Source organism: Corynebacterium sp. Marseille-P3884, assembly GCF_017942225.1.
In the GTDB taxonomy this organism is placed as follows: Bacteria; Actinomycetota; Actinomycetes; order Mycobacteriales; family Mycobacteriaceae; genus Corynebacterium.
The window spans coordinates 18,914-37,526 of the sequence record NZ_JAGKSD010000022.1 but is presented as its reverse complement, the minus strand read 5'-3'; the positions used below and the strand labels follow the sequence as shown (position 1 = coordinate 37,526).

General features: G+C 63.0%; 13 protein-coding genes. 7 read left to right on the top strand and 6 right to left on the bottom strand.

Going from position 1 to position 18,613, the window contains the following annotated elements; all coding sequences use genetic code 11:
• Nucleotides 1-35: 35 nt before the first annotated feature.
• Together J5Y21_RS11085 and J5Y21_RS11080 are read right to left on the bottom strand one after the other, a co-directional pair.
• Nucleotides 36-2,102, bottom strand: a complete 2,067-nt coding sequence (locus J5Y21_RS11085) for a DEAD/DEAH box helicase (RefSeq protein ID WP_246875184.1) — start codon at nt 2,100-2,102, stop codon at nt 36-38.
• Nucleotides 2,103-2,226: 124 nt separating this feature from the next.
• The gene (locus tag J5Y21_RS11080) at nt 2,227-2,910 is read right to left on the bottom strand and encodes a hypothetical protein (protein ID WP_210575792.1); all 684 of its coding nucleotides are present in this window, start codon (nt 2,908-2,910) and stop codon (nt 2,227-2,229) included.
• A gap of 203 nt (nt 2,911-3,113) precedes the next feature.
• Here J5Y21_RS11080 and J5Y21_RS11075 point away from each other — a divergent pair, with 203 nt between their 5' ends.
• The 4 genes from J5Y21_RS11075 (at nt 3,114) to J5Y21_RS11060 (ending at nt 8,284) form a co-directional block, all read left to right on the top strand.
• Nucleotides 3,114-3,725: a hypothetical protein gene (locus J5Y21_RS11075; RefSeq protein WP_210575790.1), complete on the top strand. Its 612-nt coding sequence runs from the start codon at nt 3,114-3,116 to the stop codon at nt 3,723-3,725.
• Nucleotides 3,726-3,827: 102 nt separating this feature from the next.
• Entirely contained in the window at nt 3,828-4,217 is a 390-nt protein-coding gene (locus tag J5Y21_RS11070) for a (deoxy)nucleoside triphosphate pyrophosphohydrolase (protein ID WP_210575788.1), read from the top strand.
• A 4-nt stretch (nt 4,218-4,221) separates the two neighbouring features.
• Nucleotides 4,222-7,140 carry a DEAD/DEAH box helicase gene (locus tag J5Y21_RS11065; protein ID WP_210575786.1) on the top strand — a complete coding sequence of 973 codons (2,919 nt, stop codon included), beginning with the start codon at nt 4,222-4,224 and terminating at the stop codon, nt 7,138-7,140.
• 85 nt (nt 7,141-7,225) lie between these two features.
• On the top strand, nt 7,226-8,284 hold the full coding sequence (locus J5Y21_RS11060) for an AAA family ATPase (RefSeq protein ID WP_210575799.1): 1,059 nt from the start codon (nt 7,226-7,228) through the stop codon (nt 8,282-8,284).
• Here J5Y21_RS11060 and J5Y21_RS11055 read toward each other — a convergent pair.
• Together J5Y21_RS11055 and J5Y21_RS11050 are read right to left on the bottom strand one after the other, a co-directional pair.
• A complete protein-coding gene (locus tag J5Y21_RS11055) occupies nt 8,281-9,285 on the bottom strand; it encodes a nucleoside hydrolase (protein WP_210575779.1) in 1,005 nt (334 codons plus the stop codon). The two genes, J5Y21_RS11060 and J5Y21_RS11055, sit on opposite strands and share 4 nt — an antisense overlap.
• A complete protein-coding gene (locus J5Y21_RS11050) occupies nt 9,285-10,562 on the bottom strand; it encodes an MFS transporter (protein WP_210575776.1) in 1,278 nt (425 codons plus the stop codon). Before J5Y21_RS11050 ends, J5Y21_RS11055 begins: the two co-directional genes overlap by 1 nt.
• Before the next feature lie 125 nt (nt 10,563-10,687).
• Here J5Y21_RS11050 and J5Y21_RS11045 point away from each other — a divergent pair, with 125 nt between their 5' ends.
• Nucleotides 10,688-11,149, top strand: a complete 462-nt coding sequence (locus tag J5Y21_RS11045; protein WP_210575773.1) for a hypothetical protein — start codon at nt 10,688-10,690, stop codon at nt 11,147-11,149.
• Here the strand turns inward: J5Y21_RS11045 and J5Y21_RS11040 are convergent.
• Together J5Y21_RS11040 and J5Y21_RS11035 are read right to left on the bottom strand one after the other, a co-directional pair.
• Nucleotides 11,146-12,045, bottom strand: coding sequence for a hypothetical protein (locus tag J5Y21_RS11040; protein WP_210575771.1), 900 nt, complete (start codon nt 12,043-12,045; stop codon nt 11,146-11,148). The two genes, J5Y21_RS11045 and J5Y21_RS11040, sit on opposite strands and share 4 nt — an antisense overlap.
• A gap of 141 nt (nt 12,046-12,186) precedes the next feature.
• Nucleotides 12,187-13,758 (bottom strand): carboxylesterase family protein, encoded by a 1,572-nt coding sequence (locus tag J5Y21_RS11035; RefSeq protein ID WP_210575768.1) that lies wholly within the window; start codon nt 13,756-13,758, stop codon nt 12,187-12,189.
• A 160-nt stretch (nt 13,759-13,918) separates the two neighbouring features.
• Between J5Y21_RS11035 and J5Y21_RS11030 the strand changes: the two genes are divergently transcribed.
• Entirely contained in the window at nt 13,919-14,845 is a 927-nt protein-coding gene (locus tag J5Y21_RS11030) for a hypothetical protein (RefSeq protein WP_210575766.1), read from the top strand.
• Between the two features lie 72 nt (nt 14,846-14,917).
• Nucleotides 14,918-18,586: an ABC transporter ATP-binding protein gene (locus J5Y21_RS11025; protein WP_349236997.1), complete on the top strand. Its 3,669-nt coding sequence runs from the start codon at nt 14,918-14,920 to the stop codon at nt 18,584-18,586.
• Nucleotides 18,587-18,613 lie beyond the last annotated feature (27 nt).

The window sequence follows — 18,613 nt, the reverse complement described above, 5'->3', positions numbered from 1 at the left end:
CCACCCCATCTTTCGGGCGTTTTTGCCCCTTTCTTTTATCCACATCTAGAGGTGTATAGGAGACACCCCCCCCCGCGCCCGCCGCGGTAGCCGCGGTCGCGATCGTCGTCACGCTTGCGGTAACCGCCGCGTCCACCACGGCCGCGCGGCGGTGCACCGGTGTCGCGCTGGATATTGATCAGCTGGCCGGAGATGCGCGTGTCGGAAAGGCGATCGAGGACAGCCGGGTCGAGATTCTTCGGCAGCTCGACGAGCGTGAAGTCGCCGCCGATGGTGATACGGCCGAAGTCGCGGTTGGTCAGGCCGCCCTCGTTCGCCAGCGCGCCGACGATGGCGCCCGGGCGGACGTGCTGGCGCTTGCCCACGTCCAGGCGGTAGGTGTCGAAGTTCGGATCGTCGTTCTGGAAACGGTTGCGCCCGCCACGGTCATCGCGGTCACGACGGCCACGGCCGCGGTCACGGCGGTCATCGCGGTCCCAACGGTCGCGGTCGCGCCGGTCGCGCTTGTCCTTCGGCGGCTCCTTCATCAGGAATTCGTCACCGGAGGTCTGGGCTGCAAGCGCGGCGGCGATATCTTCCATCGGCACGTCGTGATCGGCGGAGTAGCTGCGCACCAGGCTGCGGAAGAGATCCATCTGGTCGTTCTCGAGCGACTCGGTAATCGAATCGGAGAACTTGGCCATGCGGGAGACATTGACCTCGTCCACGGTGGGCAGGTCCATCTCCTCGATCTTGGCGCCGGTGACCTTCTCGATGGAACGGAGCATGCGGCGCTCGCGCGGGGTGACGAACAGGATCGCCTCGCCCGTTCGGCCGGCCCGGCCAGTGCGTCCGATGCGGTGGACGTAGCTTTCCGTGTCGTTCGGGATGTCGTAGTTGAGCACGTGGGAAATGCGCTCAACATCCAGGCCGCGTGCGGCGACGTCGGTGGCGACGAGAATGTCCAAGCGCCCGTCGCGAAGCTGGTCGACCGTGCGCTCGCGCTGCTGCTGGGCGATGTCGCCGTTGATCGCGGCGGCGGAGAATCCGCGCGCGCGGAGCTTCTCGGCGATCTCTTCCGTCTCGTGCTTGGTGCGCACGAAGACGATCATGCCGTCGAATTCGGTGACCTCGAGAATGCGCGTGATCGCGTCGAGCTTGTTGCGGTGCGCGGTGAACAGGTAGCGCTGGGTGATATTCGTGTTCGTGCGCGTCTCGGACTTGACTGTGACCTCAGCCGGGTCGTTCAAGTACTGCTTGGAGATGCGGCGGATGCCGTTCGGCATCGTCGCGGAAAACAGCGCGACCTGCTTGTCGTCCGGGGTGTCCTCGAGGATGCGCTCGACGTCTTCCTGGAAGCCCATGTTGAGCATCTCGTCCGCCTCGTCGAGCACGAGGAAGCGCAGGTTGGAGATGTCCAGCGAGCCCTTCTCCAGGTGGTCGATGACACGGCCCGGGGTACCCACGATGACCTGCGCGCCGCGGCGCAGACCGGACAGCTGAATGCCGTATGCCTGGCCGCCGTAGATCGGCAGCACCGAGATACCGCCCAGGTGGTCCGCGAACGACTGGAAGGAATCAGACACCTGCAGCGCCAGCTCACGCGTCGGCGCAAGCACGAGCGCCTGCGGGTGGCGCGCCTTCTTATCGATCTGGGCGAGCACCGGCAGCGCGAACGCCGCCGTCTTGCCCGTACCCGTCTGCGCGAGACCGACCACATCACGGCCTTCCATCAGCAGCGGGATCGTCTGCGCCTGAATCGGCGACGGCTCCTCGAAGCCGACTTTGCGGATCGCGGCCAGCAGATCATCCGGCAGGTCGAGCGCGTCAAAGCCAGTGCTTATCGACGCCTCCTCTGCGCCCTTTCCGCCGTTATCCTCAGCGGAATTCTCGTTCACATTTCCGTCGTTGTTCTGCTCCGCAGCTTCGTCTGCGGCCCCTGTGTCGTTCACGTTCCCATTCTTATCTGCAGTGCCTGCAGCGTCCGAAACACTTGCTGTTTCGCCCTGCGTCTGCGCCTCGGGGCCAGACGGCACCTGATCTGCATTCAGATCGTCGGTGTTTTCCGTCTCAGCCGGGGTATTCGCCTGCTGTTCTTCAGCGGCGTTGTCATCAATACTCATCACCGCCAAAGCCTACCGTCAACGCGGGCTGTATAGCTATTTACTGCGAGTACAGCGCTGCCGGGCACACCTAGACACCCCCACGCTACTGACCGCGACCGACCACGGTCACGCCCTGAAGTTCCTAACGCTGCGGCGGCTGATTCGTCCCCGGCCCCTGCGTGCCGTACGGGTTCTGGTCCCAATAAGAAGCGGGTCTCCCCTGCCCGCCCGGCGCGTCCGGGCCTCCCATCGCACCCGAGCCACCCGGGTACCCCGACTGGTAGAAGTCACCCGAACCGTTCTGTGTTCCACCGCTACGCTGCCGCTCATGCCGGCGACCGACCAGTATGAGAATAATCCCCAAGAGGAGCAAGAACAACGCTGCGATGCCGCCGAAGATTCCGCCGAAAATACCGAGCAGACCGGAGCCGATCTTGTCGACGTCCTCTTTGTTCGCCACCATCACGTCGCGATCACACGAGAAGGAGTACTCTCCTTCATCCTTGGACACGATCTTCATTTTGCTGAACCACGCTTCTTCCCCCTCGCCCAGCGTGACCGACGTAGCGGTGATCTCGGTGTCAATCTCGTCGCCGGACGGTGAAGAAATAGTGCATTCGGGAAAACCTGTTCCTTCGCCCCGGCCAAAGAGCCGGTATTCCGTCTCCGCGGCAAGGTTCGCCGTGCCATCCCCACCATTGATCTCGATTTTCGGCGTGTCCATGAGCTTCTTCATGCCACCGCCTCCGACGACCACGCCGAAAACAATCGCTGTGATCAAGGCGATCACACCGATGACCGTGATGACTATGCCTGCCTTCTTCATTTCTGCGCCTTTCTCAACTCACCCAGTACCCACACTGCATGCACCACCTGGCACGCCATGCTGTGGGCGTCGGGAATGCACGGCGCAGTAGCTTGTCTACAGATTAACCGTGATACGCATCACAGGCATGGCATCTGCCATTTACCTCGCCCGCCTAAGCGCATGAACTCACACCACCAGCGCACCGCCTAGACTGAATGCTCATGCACACCTCCCGCCGACTTCGTTCCGCCGCCGTTCTCCTTACCGCTTCCGCGTTCGCCCTCGCCGGTTGCTCCGATTCCCAGGATGAGCTCGCCGATCCCGCACTCACCACCGTGGAGACCTCCCCGGCCGAAGAACAGGCAGAGACCACTGAAGCCGAGCAGCCCTCCTCCGAGAAGAAGGAGAAGCCGACGACGAAGACGGACGAGGACAAGGACAAGGACAGCAACAAGGACGAAAAGGAAGAGAAGAAAGCAGACGAGCCCACCGAAGATCGCTCCAACGTCGCCGCCGGCACCGTCTGCGGCGAGGTGACATCCCTGGGCGACGGCAGTGCCTTGTCAGTCGCCGCTCTCGACGACGGCCTCGACTGCAACGAGGCCATGGAGGTCTTCACTGACTACATGTCCGACTCCCCCTCCGGCACCCCGCCGCAGGGTTCCGGAGCGTTCTGGACCGCACCGAACGGCTGGTTCTGCGGCGGCAACAACTTCCTCTTCCCCGGTGACGAGGACCAGAAATTCAACAAGTACCCCTCCTGCGGCCCCAAGGACAGCGGCAAGTCCGTCGTCGCCGTTCCCCCGGAGCGCGTCAGCGAACTGCCGGTCTAGTCAGCCACGACGCCCACAACCCCACAAACAGTCGTGCCATGCATGAACCGATACCCCGCATCAACCAGCGCAGGTACCTGACGTTCCACTAGTCTCGAACGCATGTCGAAGCTCATCAACGTCACCGGTGCCGTCATCATTCGCGATGGCGCAGTCTTCGCCGCACAGCGTGGCCCGGGCAAAGCGCTCGCCGGCATGTGGGAATTCCCCGGTGGCAAGATCGAGCCAGGCGAAACCCCGGAGGAATCCCTCGCCCGCGAGCTCAAAGAAGAACTGCTCGTCGACGCCACCGTGGGTGACCACGTCACTACTACTGAGTACGAATACGACTTCGGCACGGTCCGCTTATCGACGTACCACTGTGTTCTCTCCCCCGATGCGGAGCCCACACTCACCGAACACGCTGATTCACGTTGGATCCCGTTAACTGAACTGAAAGAACTTGAATGGGCACCGGCGGATATTCCAGCAGTGAATCTCATCGCTGAGTAGATCAATGAGCACAGCGCAATCACTGAGCAGACTCGAAGCTGACACATTCTTCGGCTACATCGATCGGCAGACACTGTCTGAGCGGATCCAAAACCCTTCGCTCATCGCGAACGCCGAAGACAATACGATGCTGGCGGCTCTTCGCGCTGAACTGAAGACAGCGACATCTTTCACGATCTCGGTTGCTTTCGTCACCAACGGCGGCATTGGAGGATTGAAGGAAGCCCTTGTCGGTTTCAAAGGCAACGGCTTAATCATCACCTCGGACTACCAGGACTTCAATTCTCCCGATGCACTGCGAGAACTGCTCCAACTCCGCAACGTCGACGCCCGAATCATGAGTGGTCGTGCCCACCATGCCAAGGGCTATGTTTTCGAGCATGGCGATCATGTGACCGCTCTCGTCGGCAGCTCGAATCTCACGCGCGATGCGCTCATCGACAATTCCGAGTGGAATCTGAAATTCTCCACCCACCACGACGGTGACATCGCCGACCAGTTGAACTCCGCCCTGCAGCGTCATGTCGAGACCTCAGCCCCTCTCACCGAGGAGTGGATTCAGGATTACAGTGAGCGCCGGACTCCCCCGATTTTCCCGTCCCCAGCCGACCGTGTCGCGCTCGAAGACCAGCCGCAATGCGCAAAGATCCTGCCGAACAAGATGCAGACTGAGGCGCTGGATCGCCTGGGAGAGCTAATCGACTCTGGTGAGAACCGCGCACTGATCATCTCCGCGACAGGCACTGGCAAGACGATTCTGGCAGGTCTCGCTGCTCGAAATTTCGATCCTGAGCGAGTTCTGTTCGTTGCTCATACAGCACAGATCCTTCGCAAGGCCGCGACAGAATTCCAACGCGTTTTCCGAACAGACGCCGACGAAACTGGCTTCTTCATCGGTCAACAGCGCGAGACTGATCGACGTTTCACCTTCGCGACAGTTCAGTCACTATCACGCCCCGAGAATCTCGCCGATATTTCGCCGAAACAATTCGACTACATCATCATTGATGAGGTCCACCGCTCAGGCGCCGAATCCTACAGGCGCATCATCGACCACTTCCGTCCTGATTTCCTCTTGGGGCTGACCGCTACCCCGGAGCGCACAGATGGGTTCAACGTCTACGAGCTCTTCGATCACAATGTGCCCTTCGAAATCCGTCTGGGCGATGCACTGGAATCTCGGATGCTCGTTCCCTTCGACTACTACGGAGTCTCTGACTACGAGTCGATGAATGGTTACACGATCTCGGACGATTCAACCGTGGCGGAGAAGGTCGCCCGTGAACGCGTCGAGCACCTCGTGCAAGTGCTCGAGGATTACAGCTTTCCCAGCGGCACAAAAGGACTGATTTTCTGTAGTTCCAATAAGGAAGCGGCACGCCTCTCCCAGGAGCTGAACAAATACACGCTCTACGGAAAACCCCTTCGAACCGTTTCCTTGAGCGGTGCAGATAGCATCCAGCACCGAGAAGACACCGTCGAAAAGCTACAAGCCGGCGAACTCGACTTCATCATCACCGTAGACATCTTCAATGAGGGAATCGATATCCCTGACGTCAACGTGATCATGATGCTTCGCAGCACACAGTCATCGATCATTTTCACTCAACAGCTGGGCCGTGGCCTTCGAAAGGCGAAGTCTAAAGAGACTCTTCGAGTCATCGATGTCATCGGTAATTACTCGAATAACTACCTCATTCCGATTGCCTTGACTGGTGACCGTTCCGGTGACCCTGACAGTGCGCGTGAGACTGTGCGACGTTCGCGCACTCATCCGGTGGCGGGCTCCTCGACAATCAGCTTCGATGAGGTCACCACCGAACGCATCCTCGAATCGTTGAAGCGTGCCAACCTCATCGACAAGCGGAAGTGCAAGGAAGCGATTCTCAACCTTGAGTACCGCCTCGGTCAGCTGCCTCGCCTCCTCGACTTCGAGACGCACGAGTCGATCAACCCCTACCTGATGGCCAGCAAGTACAAGAATTACTGGTCGCTGCTCCACTCTCTGAAGTTCGTCGAGGCCGGCCCATCCGAAAAAGAGCGTGGTTTTCTCACCATGCTTTCGGCGATCTTGCTCAGCGGGAAGCGCCCACAGGAGCTCTTGCTGCTCAAAACCCTTTGTGAGCAAGGCTCGATACCCGTGCAAACATTCGCTGATTCTTTGGCGGCTCAAGGTCTCGACCACAGCGAAGCCTGCCTGAACACCGTCGAGCGGGTTCTCAATCTCCAGTGGTTCACCGAGTCTCAGCGACTCTCCTTCGGCGATCTGCCCCTAGTAGTGAGGGAAGGAAGCGTTTTCAAACTCAGCGATGACTTCCGGATGCTCTACCGCTCCTACGCAGACACCGAACGTTTTTCAACAGTGAGCTTTCGCGATCACATCGACGACCTTATCGAGACTGGCCTCCTTCTGAATCGCAAGAACTTCAACGGAAGCGACCAGTTCATCCAAGGCAAGCGCTACTCCCGCCGCGATGTTTGCCGCCTGCTCAACTGGGCGAACAACCAGGAGTCGACTGTGTACGGATACAAGACCGACAAAGCGACGATGACGTGCCCGATTTTCGTGACCTACCACAAGGACTCAGAGATCTCGGAGAGCATCCGCTACGAAGACACACTCATTGACCGTTCAACCTTGCACTGGTTCACACGCAATCGACGCACTTTGAAGAGCAATGAGCTTCAGCCGATCCTCAATGGCGATGCCGACCTCCATCTCTTCGCCAAGCGCGAAGACGCCGAGGGAACCGAGTTCTACTACCTCGGACAAGCTGACTCGACCAATCCTCAGCAAACCGAGATGATCGGCAAGAACAATAAGCCCGTCGACGTTGTGACCACAGACCTGAAACTCCGGGTCCCGCTCCCTGCCGAGCTATTCGGCAGCCTCAGTGCCCGTAAGACGGTGGCTGCACGTTAAGGACACTCCGAACGTGCAGTACCTGGATTGAACGCCTAGGTTTGTGTCTGAACTTGAGACAGTTTCCGGAGGACACATGCCGAGCATCAAGACCCTTAGCTTCTTCAACAACAAAGGCGGTGTCGGCAAGACGACGCTCTCCACGAACGTTGCCTACAACATCGCCACCAAGGGAAAGCGTGTTCTTTACGTTGACTGCGATCCTCAGTGCAACGCCACGCAATTGATGCTGACAGAGCGTCAGACGAACGAAATCTACGACGGTAACCCCGACCCAGAGATTGCCCGGCGGGAATCACTCTTGAAAACCGTCTACGGCGTTTTCATCCCGCTGAGGGAGGGCGAACCAGAGATTGAAACGGAGATACCGGTCCACCGCTCGGAGCGGTTCAAAGTCGATGTGATGGCTGGCCATCCTCGGCTTTCTCAAATTGAAGACGTCATGTCGGCTGCGTGGCAAACTGCACTGAGCAGGGAAACTGCTGCTTTCCGCCGCGTCCATTGGGCCGGACAGCTCGTCACCGCAATGGAAGATGAGGACCGGTATGACTACATCCTCTTCGACGTCGGTCCGAGCCTTGGTCCCTTCAACCGAACCGTCCTTCTCGGCTGCGATGCATTTGTCACCCCAACAGCAACCGACTTGTTCAGCTATCACGCATTCGGCAACCTCGCCCGTTGGTTTGATGAATGGGTTGCCGAATACTCCGAGATGTCTGAAGCGAATATTGCGACGTGGAAGTCTTTCTCCGCCAGCTTTGAGAAGAAATCTCGAAACCTACGCCTTGGTGGGCACAATGACCACAACTTGAAATACCTCGGTTATACGACGCTCGAATACGTGAAGAAGAAGGCTAACGGTAAGGAACAACTCGTTGGCGCCTTTGAGCGTTTTCGAGATAAGTTCGCCGATGAAGCTCGCCTGATCGGCAGTACGCTCGGTCAATCCGACGATGAGTATCTGCTCGGTCATGTTCCCCACATGCATTCGATGCCGGCTACCGCGCAGGATGTGCACTCACCGATTGCGGAGTTGAAATACCAGGATGGCTTGAAGGGCTCCGCGAATGCACAGCGAGATGGCTACGCCGAGAAAATCAAGAGCATTGCTGACACAGTTTTCGAGCGTTTGAACTCAAACTAATCCTCCGCCCGCAGGTGCCGGAGCTTCTCCAGGGCAGCGTCGCCGGCGGCGATGCGGGAGAGGATGTGGGAGGCATCGTCGAAAAGCGTCCATGCGTGTTCGATGGTGGCGGTGTCTGTGTGGGTGATGATGCGGGCGTTGGGGTCGCGCTCCCAGAAGTCCTTCGTGTCGGCGACGGAGGTGCCGCGGGTCAGCTCGCTGTCGGCTTCGATGTCGATGGTGGTGAGCTGGGGGTCGGTGGTGATCGCGCCGGTGGCGGTGAGCACGGTGAACAGGTCGTGGATCTGGGCCTGGTAGCCCTCCCCCATCTCCTCGTGGAACTCGAAGTAGAAGCGGGTGATGGGGTCAAGCTGTTCGGCGATGGGGGCGGTGCCGAGGGTGTGTGTGATGCGGTCGAGGCGCTCGGGGGTGAGGAGCATCTGCTCCGTCGCGTTGAGGGGGCATACGGTGATCGGTGCGGGGGCGTTCGCGAAGACTTCTTTGGCGGCGTGTGGGTCGACCCAGAAATTCCACTCGGCGGTGGGCGTGGTGTTGCCGGGGTAATTGAAAGCCCCGCCCATGACGGTGATGTGGCGCAGCTTCGCGTAATGGTCCGGGTGGAGGCGGCGGAAGGCGGCGAGGTTGGTCATGGGGCCGGTGACAATCAGGTGGAGGTCGTCGGTGCCGCGGTCGATCGCGTCGATCCATAAGGTGTCCCAGTCGTGTTCAACGTGGCGGTCGGGGGCGTTCGCGTAGCCCAGGCCGGTGTCGCCGTGGGTCTCCGGGGTGGTGACGAGGTCCCACTCGAGGGGTTCGGGGACGCCGGCGGCGAGCGGGATGATCGGCAGGCCGCAGAGCGTGAGGATCCAGGCGGCGTTGCGCGCGCACTGGTCGGCGTCGACGTTGCCGCTGGTGGTGGTCACGCACTCGAGCTCGTGCGTGCCGGCGTGCGCGGCGGCCGCGAGGTAGATCAGCGCGTAGGTGTCGTCCACGCCCGGGTCGCAGTCGTAGATGATGCGCATTAGTGCTCCTTCGCGGTGGTTGGTGTGGTTGTCCGGTTCGGACGGGTCTCCTGCCCCATGATCGCCCAGACGGTGAAGGCGCACGCGGCGATGGCGCCGCACACGGCGAAGGCTACGGGGAATCCGTGGGACTGCGCCAGCGCGCCGATCACAATCGGGCCGAGGACCTGGCCGGCGTCACCGCACATCTGGAACAACGACAGTGCCTTACCGCCGGAGCGGTCGTTGCCGATGATGTCCGCTAAGGTCGCCTGCTGGCTCGGCACGAGCAGGCCGCCGCCGACGCCGGCGAGGGCAGACAGCGCGATCAGCGGCCAGAAGCTCGTGGCGAAACCGAGGGTCGCCGTCGCGACAACGGTGGTTGCCAGGCCGGTGAGGATCATGGGCTTGCGGCCGATGTCGTCTGCAAGCCTGCCGGAGAACTGCAGCGTCACCGCGTTACCAGCGGCGAACGCCGCGAGCGCAAGCCCAGCCATCGCACCGCCGTGCGCGAACACGGACGCCGCAAACAGCGGGAGGACCGCCACGCGCACGCCCATATTTACCCAGCCCTGAGAGAACATCGACGCGAGCAAGCTCCGGTAGCTGGGGTGGCTAAGCGCCTCATCGAGACGCATCGGCGGACGCGTGGCGCGGTCGACGTCGTTGTCGGATTTGGGCAGCTTCGCCCACACCACGAACGCGGCCAGGCCCACGCCGATGCCGTAGATCACGAACGGCCAGCGCATGCCCAAAAACGACAAACCCGCGCCGGCGATCGGCCCGATGATATTGCCCAGCAGGAATGCCGTCGCATACGTCGAACTTGCCCGCCCGCGGATCTGCGGTGGCGCGACTTTCACAATCAGCGCCTGCGCCGAAATCGTGAACATCGTCGACCCCAGCCCAGCCAGAAAACGCAGCACCATCATGTGCCAATATTCCTGCGCGATAGCGACCAAACCAGTGGTCACCGCAACGATGACGAGGCCGGAGAGGTAGATCTTCCGCGAGCCGAGCTTATCGACGAGCCGTCCCGCCCCCGGAGCCCCCACCAACCGTGCTGCGGAGAACACCGACACCACGGCCGCTGCCGCCGCCATCGAGACACCGAAGCTCTCCGCGAACTGAGGGATGATCGGCGCGATCAGTCCGTAGCCGAGCGCGATGAGGAATGCCGCGGACACGAGCACCCAGATCTCCTGCGGGATCGGCGGCACCGGTCCGCGCGCGGCCTTCGCTTCCGCGCGGGCATGCCGATGTGCAGCCCAACGGCTGGTCTTAGAGGGGGTTGTCATAGCGCCCAACAGGCTACCCGTTTCGGTCCGTAAAGCCACGTCGCGCTTAGTTTTGTAACACCTGTTCGAAATAGTGTTCGAATGAAGGTGCGGTTGTGTCGGGGTTGCTTCGTAATTTGTGAGCCATGACGAACACACGAGAACTTGCCCAGCAGATCCGCTCCACCTACTCCAACGCCCTCAACCGCTTCGAGGCAGTGATCCACCACCCGCGCTCGCTCGCACGCCCCACACCCGCGTGGCGGCCACCGACACGGGAGCTGCCACGCATCGGCCACGGACCACAGCTCAAGGCGGCGGTCACCCGCCGCCGTGTCGGACCCCGCGCGCAAGCCCGCATCAAGGGCTTCGGTGAATCCCACGTCCCCGCTTATCTGATTGAGGTCCGCTTCACCGATGTCACCGGCATCACCGTCGACCGCGACCTCGCCGAGGCCTGGGTCCGCGCCCTCGTTCCGTCGTCCATGGCCGGCGCCGTCCACGAGGTCTACTCCCCGACCGGCACCACATTCGTCTGGCTCGTAGACGGGACCTTCACGCCCGTCTACTCCCCCGCCTCCATGTTTGAGGGACTAGCAGCCGCTTAGTCCTCGTCGTCGGTGTCGTCGTCTTCGTCCTCTTCGTCGTCGCCCTCATCATCGTCGAGGTCGTAGTCGTCGAAATCGTCTTCGTCGTCCTCGTCTTCATCATCGTCGAGGTCATCGAGGTCGTCTTCGGTGTCCTCGTCTTCGTCATCGTCCGGGTCGTCGGCGCCGAAGATGTCGTAGACATCGGGCTCGTCGAAGTCTTCGTCGTCGAACGGGAGGAGCTGGGATTCCCAGTCCTCGGCGTGGTCGGCGGCGAGAGACAGGACGTCGAAGAGGCGGTCGAAGTCGAAGAAGACGCCCAGGTCGAGGGTCTCCACTTCGGCGACTGCCTCTGCGTGAAGGCTGGCGAAAAGGCGCTCGCGGTCTTCGTCAGTCAGCTCGGCGTCGCCGTCGGACTCCCACAGCTCGCCGATCGCGTCGTCCAGCAGGTCGTCGTAGGACTCCGGCAGCGCGATGAAGGTGACTGCCGCGCACGGGGTGCCGTCCTGCAGTTCCACCTGGACCTGCAGCTCAGCATTGTCGCCTACTTCGGCGCGGACCAGATTCGGGTCGACCGGGTCCTGGAAGAAGTCCAAGTCGCCGATGCGCTCGTCGGTGCCCTCCAGCAGGTCGCTGAGCACCGTGATCACCTGGTCGGTGGCCATGTGCTTCACCGCGGTCTGTACGGCGTCTTCCACCGAGAACACCACGGAGACGAGCACGGTCTCGAATTCATCGTCGTCCTCGTCGACGTCGGCGGCGGCGATGTACACATTCGCAGCGGGAAGAAGCGGATCGATCTCCACGAAGTGGATCTCCACATCCGAGGTGATTGGCACGAACATCGTGTCGTCGTGCACGCGCGACTCGATCCCTTCACGGTCGAGGCCTGCGGCGATGTCCTCGAAAAAGCTCATGACGGCAGCTCCCTCCTGCTGGATTTTTAAGACGCGTTCCGCCTGGCCGACCCTAGCCTAGCCAGGTTCCCCTGGCACCGCACCGGATCAACGAGGATTGCACGTACTAATGCGTTCATGGGCTCGTCGCGCGCGATGGAGTCAGAGCACGTCGTCGGGTTCGAGACCGAGGAAATCGGTGACGCTTTCAAGCACCTCCGGGCGGCCGGTGCCCCAACTGGTGAATTTGAAGCCCTCCCACGCGCGGCGCTTCTCCGCCTTCGGGTCGCGCACCACCTTCGGGTCGGCGCTGATCACGGCGGTGGCGCGGCCCGGGGCGTCCTCGGAGCGGAAACCGTAGACCGGCCATTCGTCGCCGACCTGCCCGGTGTGGAAGAACGAGCCCCAGTTGCGCTGCATCATCTCGCTGACTGTCTCGAAATCGCTCTGGGGGCCGAGGCGCTGCAAAATCCCGGCGGGACTGGAATACGGTTCGCCGAAGACTGCCTCCAAGTCGGCGGTGTGCACGGCCCCGATGCCGAGGCGCTTGACCGCTGGGGCGGCGTGGTCGAAGTGGTACATCCACACATCAGCGACGTGGCGGTGCTCCGTAGCCAGGCGCACCGAGGGTGCCCAGAAAACGGCGTCGGCGATGAGCTCGGCGAAATCGGAACGGGTCTGCGCGCCGTTGTACGCCTCCAGGATCGCGTCGGCATGCCCCGGATCGAATACCTCGAGCAAGCGGCGCGCGGCGCGTTCACGGGACCGGTTGAACACGTACATCGCCTTGGTGAAGCTGGCCTCGCCAGAATTCGACCCGATGATGAGCGGCACCGGCGCTTCCTCATCGGCCGTGAACACGTCGATCGGGTGCGCGGGCAGCACCTCACCATCGACGGTGGGCATGAATGCGAGGTTCAGATACGGCAGCTCACCGCTGCGGATGAGCAGCGAATTGCCCACACGGACAAGCTCTTCACCGTCAACCTCACGCAGGTCTTGGAGGGTGGAGAGGCGGGACAGCCCCATGCCGTCGAGAAGCTTACGCACCCACATTGCCGCCTGAATGCGAGTGTGGACCGCGGCGGCGGGCGCGGATTGCGCGACGGCGCCGTGGAACAGCCCGCGCGCCGGGGGCGAGGACATCAGCGTGGTCACGGAAGCCGCGCCCGCAGATTCGCCCATGATGGTCACGCGCTCAGGGTCGCCGCCGAAGCCAGCGATATTCTCGCGCACCCACTGAAGCGCGAGAATCTGGTCCATCGTCCCCGGATTAGCCACGCAATCGGTGCCCAGCGAGCGCAGGTCCAGGTAGCCGAGCACGCCAAGGCGGAAATTGATCGACACGTAGACGATGTCCGTCGCCTTCGCGAAGCGGTGGCCCTGCAGCACCTTCTCGTGCGAGGAACCAGTCAGAAATGTCCCGCCGTGCATGTACACCACGACCGGCAGCTCGTCGTCGGTGTCGGGGCGCACGATGTCGAGCACCAGGCAATCTTCCGTGCCTTTGACTCGGTCATTCCAGCCGTACGTGCCCTGCATCGCCGGGTGTGCGAACCTGCTCGCATCGTGCTCGCCGTCCCACGGCTCGGGCGGATGCGGGGCGCGGAAACGCGCGTCCCCGCCCGTCGGTGCACCGAACGGCACGCCGCGCCATGTGCGCATGCCCGTCGTCGGGTCCACAATGCCGCGGACGAGTCCAGCGGTGGTGCGCACGACGGGTTCGGTGACCATGCCTTGCCACTGTAGCCATGCCAGCGCGTACGGGCAGACGCTTGACGACGACCCACCCCGCCCTCCTATAAATTGGTGTGCATTGGCTTTCACGGGCCAGACGACACTGCGCCCCAGCGCCCGCCCACTATCCAGGCGCGAACAAAGGAGATGCCACACCATGGCCCTGTTCAAGAAAGACAAGAAGAACCAGCCGGCTGCTACGCCGACTGAGCTGGACGCGAAGACCATTGAGCAGAACGCGAACCTGTGGGGCCGTTCGTTCATCCGCGGTCTGGACCGCGCTGTGCGCCTGCAGTCCGGTGTGATCCGCGCCTACGTCGACCACCTGCGCCGCTCGAATCCGGAGGCCTCGCCCGCTGAGATCCAGGCGATGATGGACAAGCACTTCATGTACGCCGCCTCCGGCACCGGCGCTGGAGCTGGTGGCGCTGCTGCTATCCCGGGCATCGGTTTCTTCACCGGAGCCGCCGCGATCGCCGGCGAATCCCTCGTATTCGTGGATCTGGCAGCCGTCTACACCGTCGGCTCCGCCTACCTCCGCGGCGTGGACATCTCGGATGCGGAGCGCCGCCGCGCCATCGTTTTGATGGTGCTGTCGGGTTCGCAGGGCGCGGCGATCGTCGATACGCTCATGGGCCCCGATGCCCAGAAGGTCCCCTCCATTGCGACGGTCTCCAAATTCTCCGGACCGACCTTGAGCCAGGCCAACAGCTTGCTCACCCGCCAGCTGCTGAAGTCCATGAAGAAGCGTCTGCGCCGCATGTGGCTGGGCAAGCTCATACCGCTGGGCATCGGCGCCGTCGCCGGCACCATGGCCAACCGTGCCCTAGCGAGGAAGGTCATTGAGGGCCTCGTCCCCAACCTCGGCCAGCCGCCCGCCGAATTCGCCAATGAGCTGCCCGCGAAGTCCGAGGCGGAAGACGAGATCGACAAGGCCGAGAAGAACAAGAAATTCCGCGTCAAGGCCCTTGTCGACGTGTTCAGTCGCTTCCGCGACAGTGACAAGGACAACGACGACCGCGAGGCCGACAAGGACGAGGCAGCCGCGGCAGCAGCAGCTGACGCCGCATCATCGAAGCGCTAGCGGGGAGAAGCCGGGATCACACAGACAGACAGACGGGAGCGGGCGGGGGTCGTCGACAAGCTGCGCGGGCATCTGCTCACCCGGTCGCTGAACGCGAACCGCGGCTTTGCGGCGCTCACCCTGGTCACAGCGGTGCTCGCGGCAGTGCTGCAAACGACACTGCCGGGGTTGACGGGCACGGCCGTGGATGTTGCGACCGGGCAGCGGGACGGCTCGGTGGCAACGATCGCGTGGGCGATGGCCGGCATCGCGGTCGCGCAATTCGCCTTCCAAGTCTTGCGCCGCTGGGCCGCCGGCAACCTGGCCACACGCTCGCAGCACTACGTCCGCGTGGAGCTTTTGAAAACGCTGCACCGCCTCGACGGTCCGGGCCAAGACCACATCGTCACCGGGCAGATCGTCTCGCGCTCCATTACGGATCTGGGCCAGTTGTTCTCCGTTCTGGCGCTGAGCCCCATGGCGTTTTCGCGTCTGGTCCAGCTGATCCTCACCGTCGCCGTCATGGCCTGGGTGGACCTGCCCCTGACACTTATGGCCCTGGCGTTTTTGCCAGTCATCGTCTGGGTGGCCAACCGCTCCCGCCGCTCGATGTACGCCGCCACGTGGGCGAATCAGCAGACCGCGGCCGATTTGACCAGCCACGTCGAGCAGACTGTCTCCGGCGTGCGCGTGGTCAAGGCCTTCGGGCGGGAAGACCACGAAATCGATGTCCTCGACGGACTCGCGCGGCGCCTCTACGCCGTGAAAATGCGCGCGGCGAAGCTCACCGCCTCCTTCCAGCCCGCGCTGAGCCAGCTGCCGAACCTCGCGCTCGTTGTCACGATCGTCGCCGGCGGCATTATCGCGCTAAATGGCGGCATGACCGTCGGCGGCTTCGTCGCATTCACCGCGTATCTCAGCTCGCTGACGTCGCTGATGTCCATGCTGGCGAACACGTACGTCACGCTCCAGATGGGCATGAGCGGCATCGACCGGCTCGACGAGGTCTTGCAGCTCGCGCCCGAGCGCCCCGACCCCACAACCCCGCGCACGCTGCCCGAGGGCCCGGTCGGCATCGCGTTCAACGACGTCACCTTCACCGCCGACGGCCGCCGCGTCCTCGACGGTTTCAATCTCAACGTCGCGCCGGGCGAGCAAGTCGCGGTCATAGGGCCAGCAGGTTCCGGCAAGTCGATGGCCGTGCAGCTCGCCGGGGCGTTCTACACGCCTGAGGGCGGGCACCTCGCGCTAGTTGCGCCCGACGGCCAGATCCCATACAGCGAGCTCACCCACGCTGACATCCGCAGCGCCGTCACGTGCGTTTTCGACGAAGCTTTCCTGTTCTCGCTGTCCATCCGCGACAACATCGCCATGAGCGCCGATGTCACCGACGCCGAGATCGCCCATGCCGCGCGCATGGCCTGCGCCGACGAATTCATCAGCCAGCTTCCCGACGGCTACGACACCGTCGTCGGCGAACGAGGCCTCACGCTATCCGGCGGCCAGCGCCAACGCATCGCGCTCGCCCGCGCACTCCTATCGCGCCCGCGCGTCCTCATCCTCGACGACGCCACCTCCGCCATCGACGCCGCGACCGAAGCAGACATCCTCGCCAACCTGCGCGACAACCTCCCGGGCGTCACCATCATCGCCGTCGCGCACCGCCAATCCACGGTCGAGCACACCGAACGCGTCATCATCGTGGACCACGGCACATCGCTTATCGACGCTCCCCTCACCCCCGCCCTTACCCACCCCTCCTACACGGCCCTCATGGCCCCCGGCGACACCACCTCCAGCTCCCCTCCTCCCGCCGATCCCTCCCATGACCAGCTGTGGCCCGACCTGCCCGACACCTCGACTCACGAGCACGTTCTCACCTCCTCCGGCACAGGTGGCGGCGGCGGTGGCGGTGGCCGCGCCCGCGTTGTCACCGCGACACCTGAACTCTTAGAGCGCCTCGAAGCGCTGCCCGACGCTGACGAAGAGCCCACCGGCACGATCCCTGCGGGACTGCGCGCGATGTTCTCCTCGGTCAAATGGCTGATCGCGGCAGTCACCGCCCTCCTCGTCGTGGGCGTGCTGGCGGACTTGAGCTTTCCGACGCTGGTCCGCACAGCCGTCGACCAGGGCATTGCCACCGGCAAAGAACGCACCCTCTGGTTCGTCTCCGGCGCCGCCCTGACCGTTGTGCTTATCGCCTGGGCCGCCAACGCCGCGATGACCGTCTTATCCGCCCGCTCCGGCGAGCGCCTCCTTTATGGCCTGCGCGTGCGCAGCTACGCCCACCTGCAGCACCTCGGACTGAGCTATTTCGAATCGCACCTCTCGGGCCGGATCATGACACGGATGACCACCGACATCGACACCCTGTCCAGCTTCCTGCAGACAGGGCTCGCCCAAGCGATCGTCTCGGTGGGCACCCTCATCGGCGTCGCCGCGATGCTCGTCGCCACCGACGGCTCCCTCGCCCTGACCGCCCTCTACGCCGTTCCCGTCATCGCGCTGATCACCGTCGTCTTCCGCCACTACTCCAAGCGATTCCACGCCGCAGCCCGCGCCCAGATCTCCGCCGTCAACGGCGAATTCGCCGAACTCATCGGCGGGATCCGCATCAGCCAAATGCACCGCATGGAACCGTCCGCCGAAGCGCACTTCACCGCAGAAAGCGAGACCTACCGGCGCCTGCGCATGCGCTCGCAGCTCCTCGTGGCCACCTACTTCAACGGCATGCAGATGATCTCCCAGATCATGACCGCCATCATCATCGCCATCGGAGGCGCACGCATCGCCGACGGCACGCTCACCGTCGGCGTCCTCGTCGCCTTCACCATGTACCTCACCCAGCTCTACGGCCCCATCCAGCAGCTCGGCCAAATCTTCGACTCCTGGCAGCAAGCCACCGTGAGCTTCGACCGCATCCGCGCGCTTCTCGACGAACCCACCACCGTCCCCGACACCGGCACCACCCCGCACGCCTCCGATGCCGCCCGCGGACCCCTCGCCCTCGACGACGTCACCTTCTCATACAGCGCACGCCCCGATTCCCGCGATTCAGCCGACGCAGCCAAGCCGACCAGCCCTTCTCCGATCGCGCTGTCAGATGTCACCGTCACCTTCCAGCCCGGCGAGACCGTGGCGCTGGTGGGGGCGACGGGGGCGGGCAAGTCGACCGTCGTCAAGCTGCTTGCCCGCTTTTATGATCCCGTGACAGGCGCAGTGACCGCGAGCGGCACCGACATCCGCGAATTCCCCTTGCCCGACTGGCGACGCGCACTCGCGCAAGTCCCCCAGGAGTCCTACCTATTTCCCGGGACCGTGGCCGACAACATCGCGTACGGCGCGCCCGATGCCAGCGAAGCCGACATCGAAGACGCCGTGCGGCGCATTGGCGCACTCGGCATCATCGCCGCCACCCCCGGCGGATTCAATCACCGCGTCGGCGAACGCGGCCGCGGCCTGAGTTCCGGCCAACGCCAAATCATCGCGCTCGCCCGCGCCGAAATGCTCCGTCCCGACGTCGTGCTTCTCGACGAAGCCACCGCCACCCTAGACCCCGCCACCGAACGCGCCGTCCTCGACGCCTCCGGACGCGCCACTGCTCACCGCACCGCGATCATCGTCGCGCACCGCCTCGCCACCGCTGCAAGGGCCGACCGAATCCTCGTTATAGACCAAGGACGTATCATTGAAGACGGACCCCACACCGACCTGCTCAAGCGGGGCGGAAAGTATGCAGTATTGTGGGCTGTTAGCCATTGATTGACAATGACCGACAAAACAATCAAA

Excerpts from the sequence above, each read along its gene's own strand:
- J5Y21_RS11070 (WP_210575788.1), top strand. The coding sequence starts at position 3,828 with ATGTCGAAGCTCATCAACGTCACCGGTGCCGTCATCATTCGCGATGGC.
- J5Y21_RS11050 (WP_210575776.1), bottom strand. The coding sequence starts at position 10,562 with ATGACAACCCCCTCTAAGACCAGCCGTTGGGCTGCACATCGGCATGCC.
- J5Y21_RS11055 (WP_210575779.1), bottom strand. The coding sequence starts at position 9,285 with ATGCGCATCATCTACGACTGCGACCCGGGCGTGGACGACACCTACGCG.
- J5Y21_RS11085 (WP_246875184.1), bottom strand. The coding sequence starts at position 2,102 with ATGAGTATTGATGACAACGCCGCTGAAGAACAGCAGGCGAATACCCCG.
- J5Y21_RS11035 (WP_210575768.1), bottom strand. The coding sequence starts at position 13,758 with ATGGTCACCGAACCCGTCGTGCGCACCACCGCTGGACTCGTCCGCGGC.
- J5Y21_RS11075 (WP_210575790.1), top strand. The coding sequence starts at position 3,114 with ATGCACACCTCCCGCCGACTTCGTTCCGCCGCCGTTCTCCTTACCGCT.
- J5Y21_RS11030 (WP_210575766.1), top strand. The coding sequence starts at position 13,919 with ATGGCCCTGTTCAAGAAAGACAAGAAGAACCAGCCGGCTGCTACGCCG.
- J5Y21_RS11080 (WP_210575792.1), bottom strand. The coding sequence starts at position 2,910 with ATGAAGAAGGCAGGCATAGTCATCACGGTCATCGGTGTGATCGCCTTG.
- J5Y21_RS11040 (WP_210575771.1), bottom strand. The coding sequence starts at position 12,045 with ATGAGCTTTTTCGAGGACATCGCCGCAGGCCTCGACCGTGAAGGGATC.
- J5Y21_RS11045 (WP_210575773.1), top strand. The coding sequence starts at position 10,688 with ATGACGAACACACGAGAACTTGCCCAGCAGATCCGCTCCACCTACTCC.
- J5Y21_RS11065 (WP_210575786.1), top strand. The coding sequence starts at position 4,222 with ATGAGCACAGCGCAATCACTGAGCAGACTCGAAGCTGACACATTCTTC.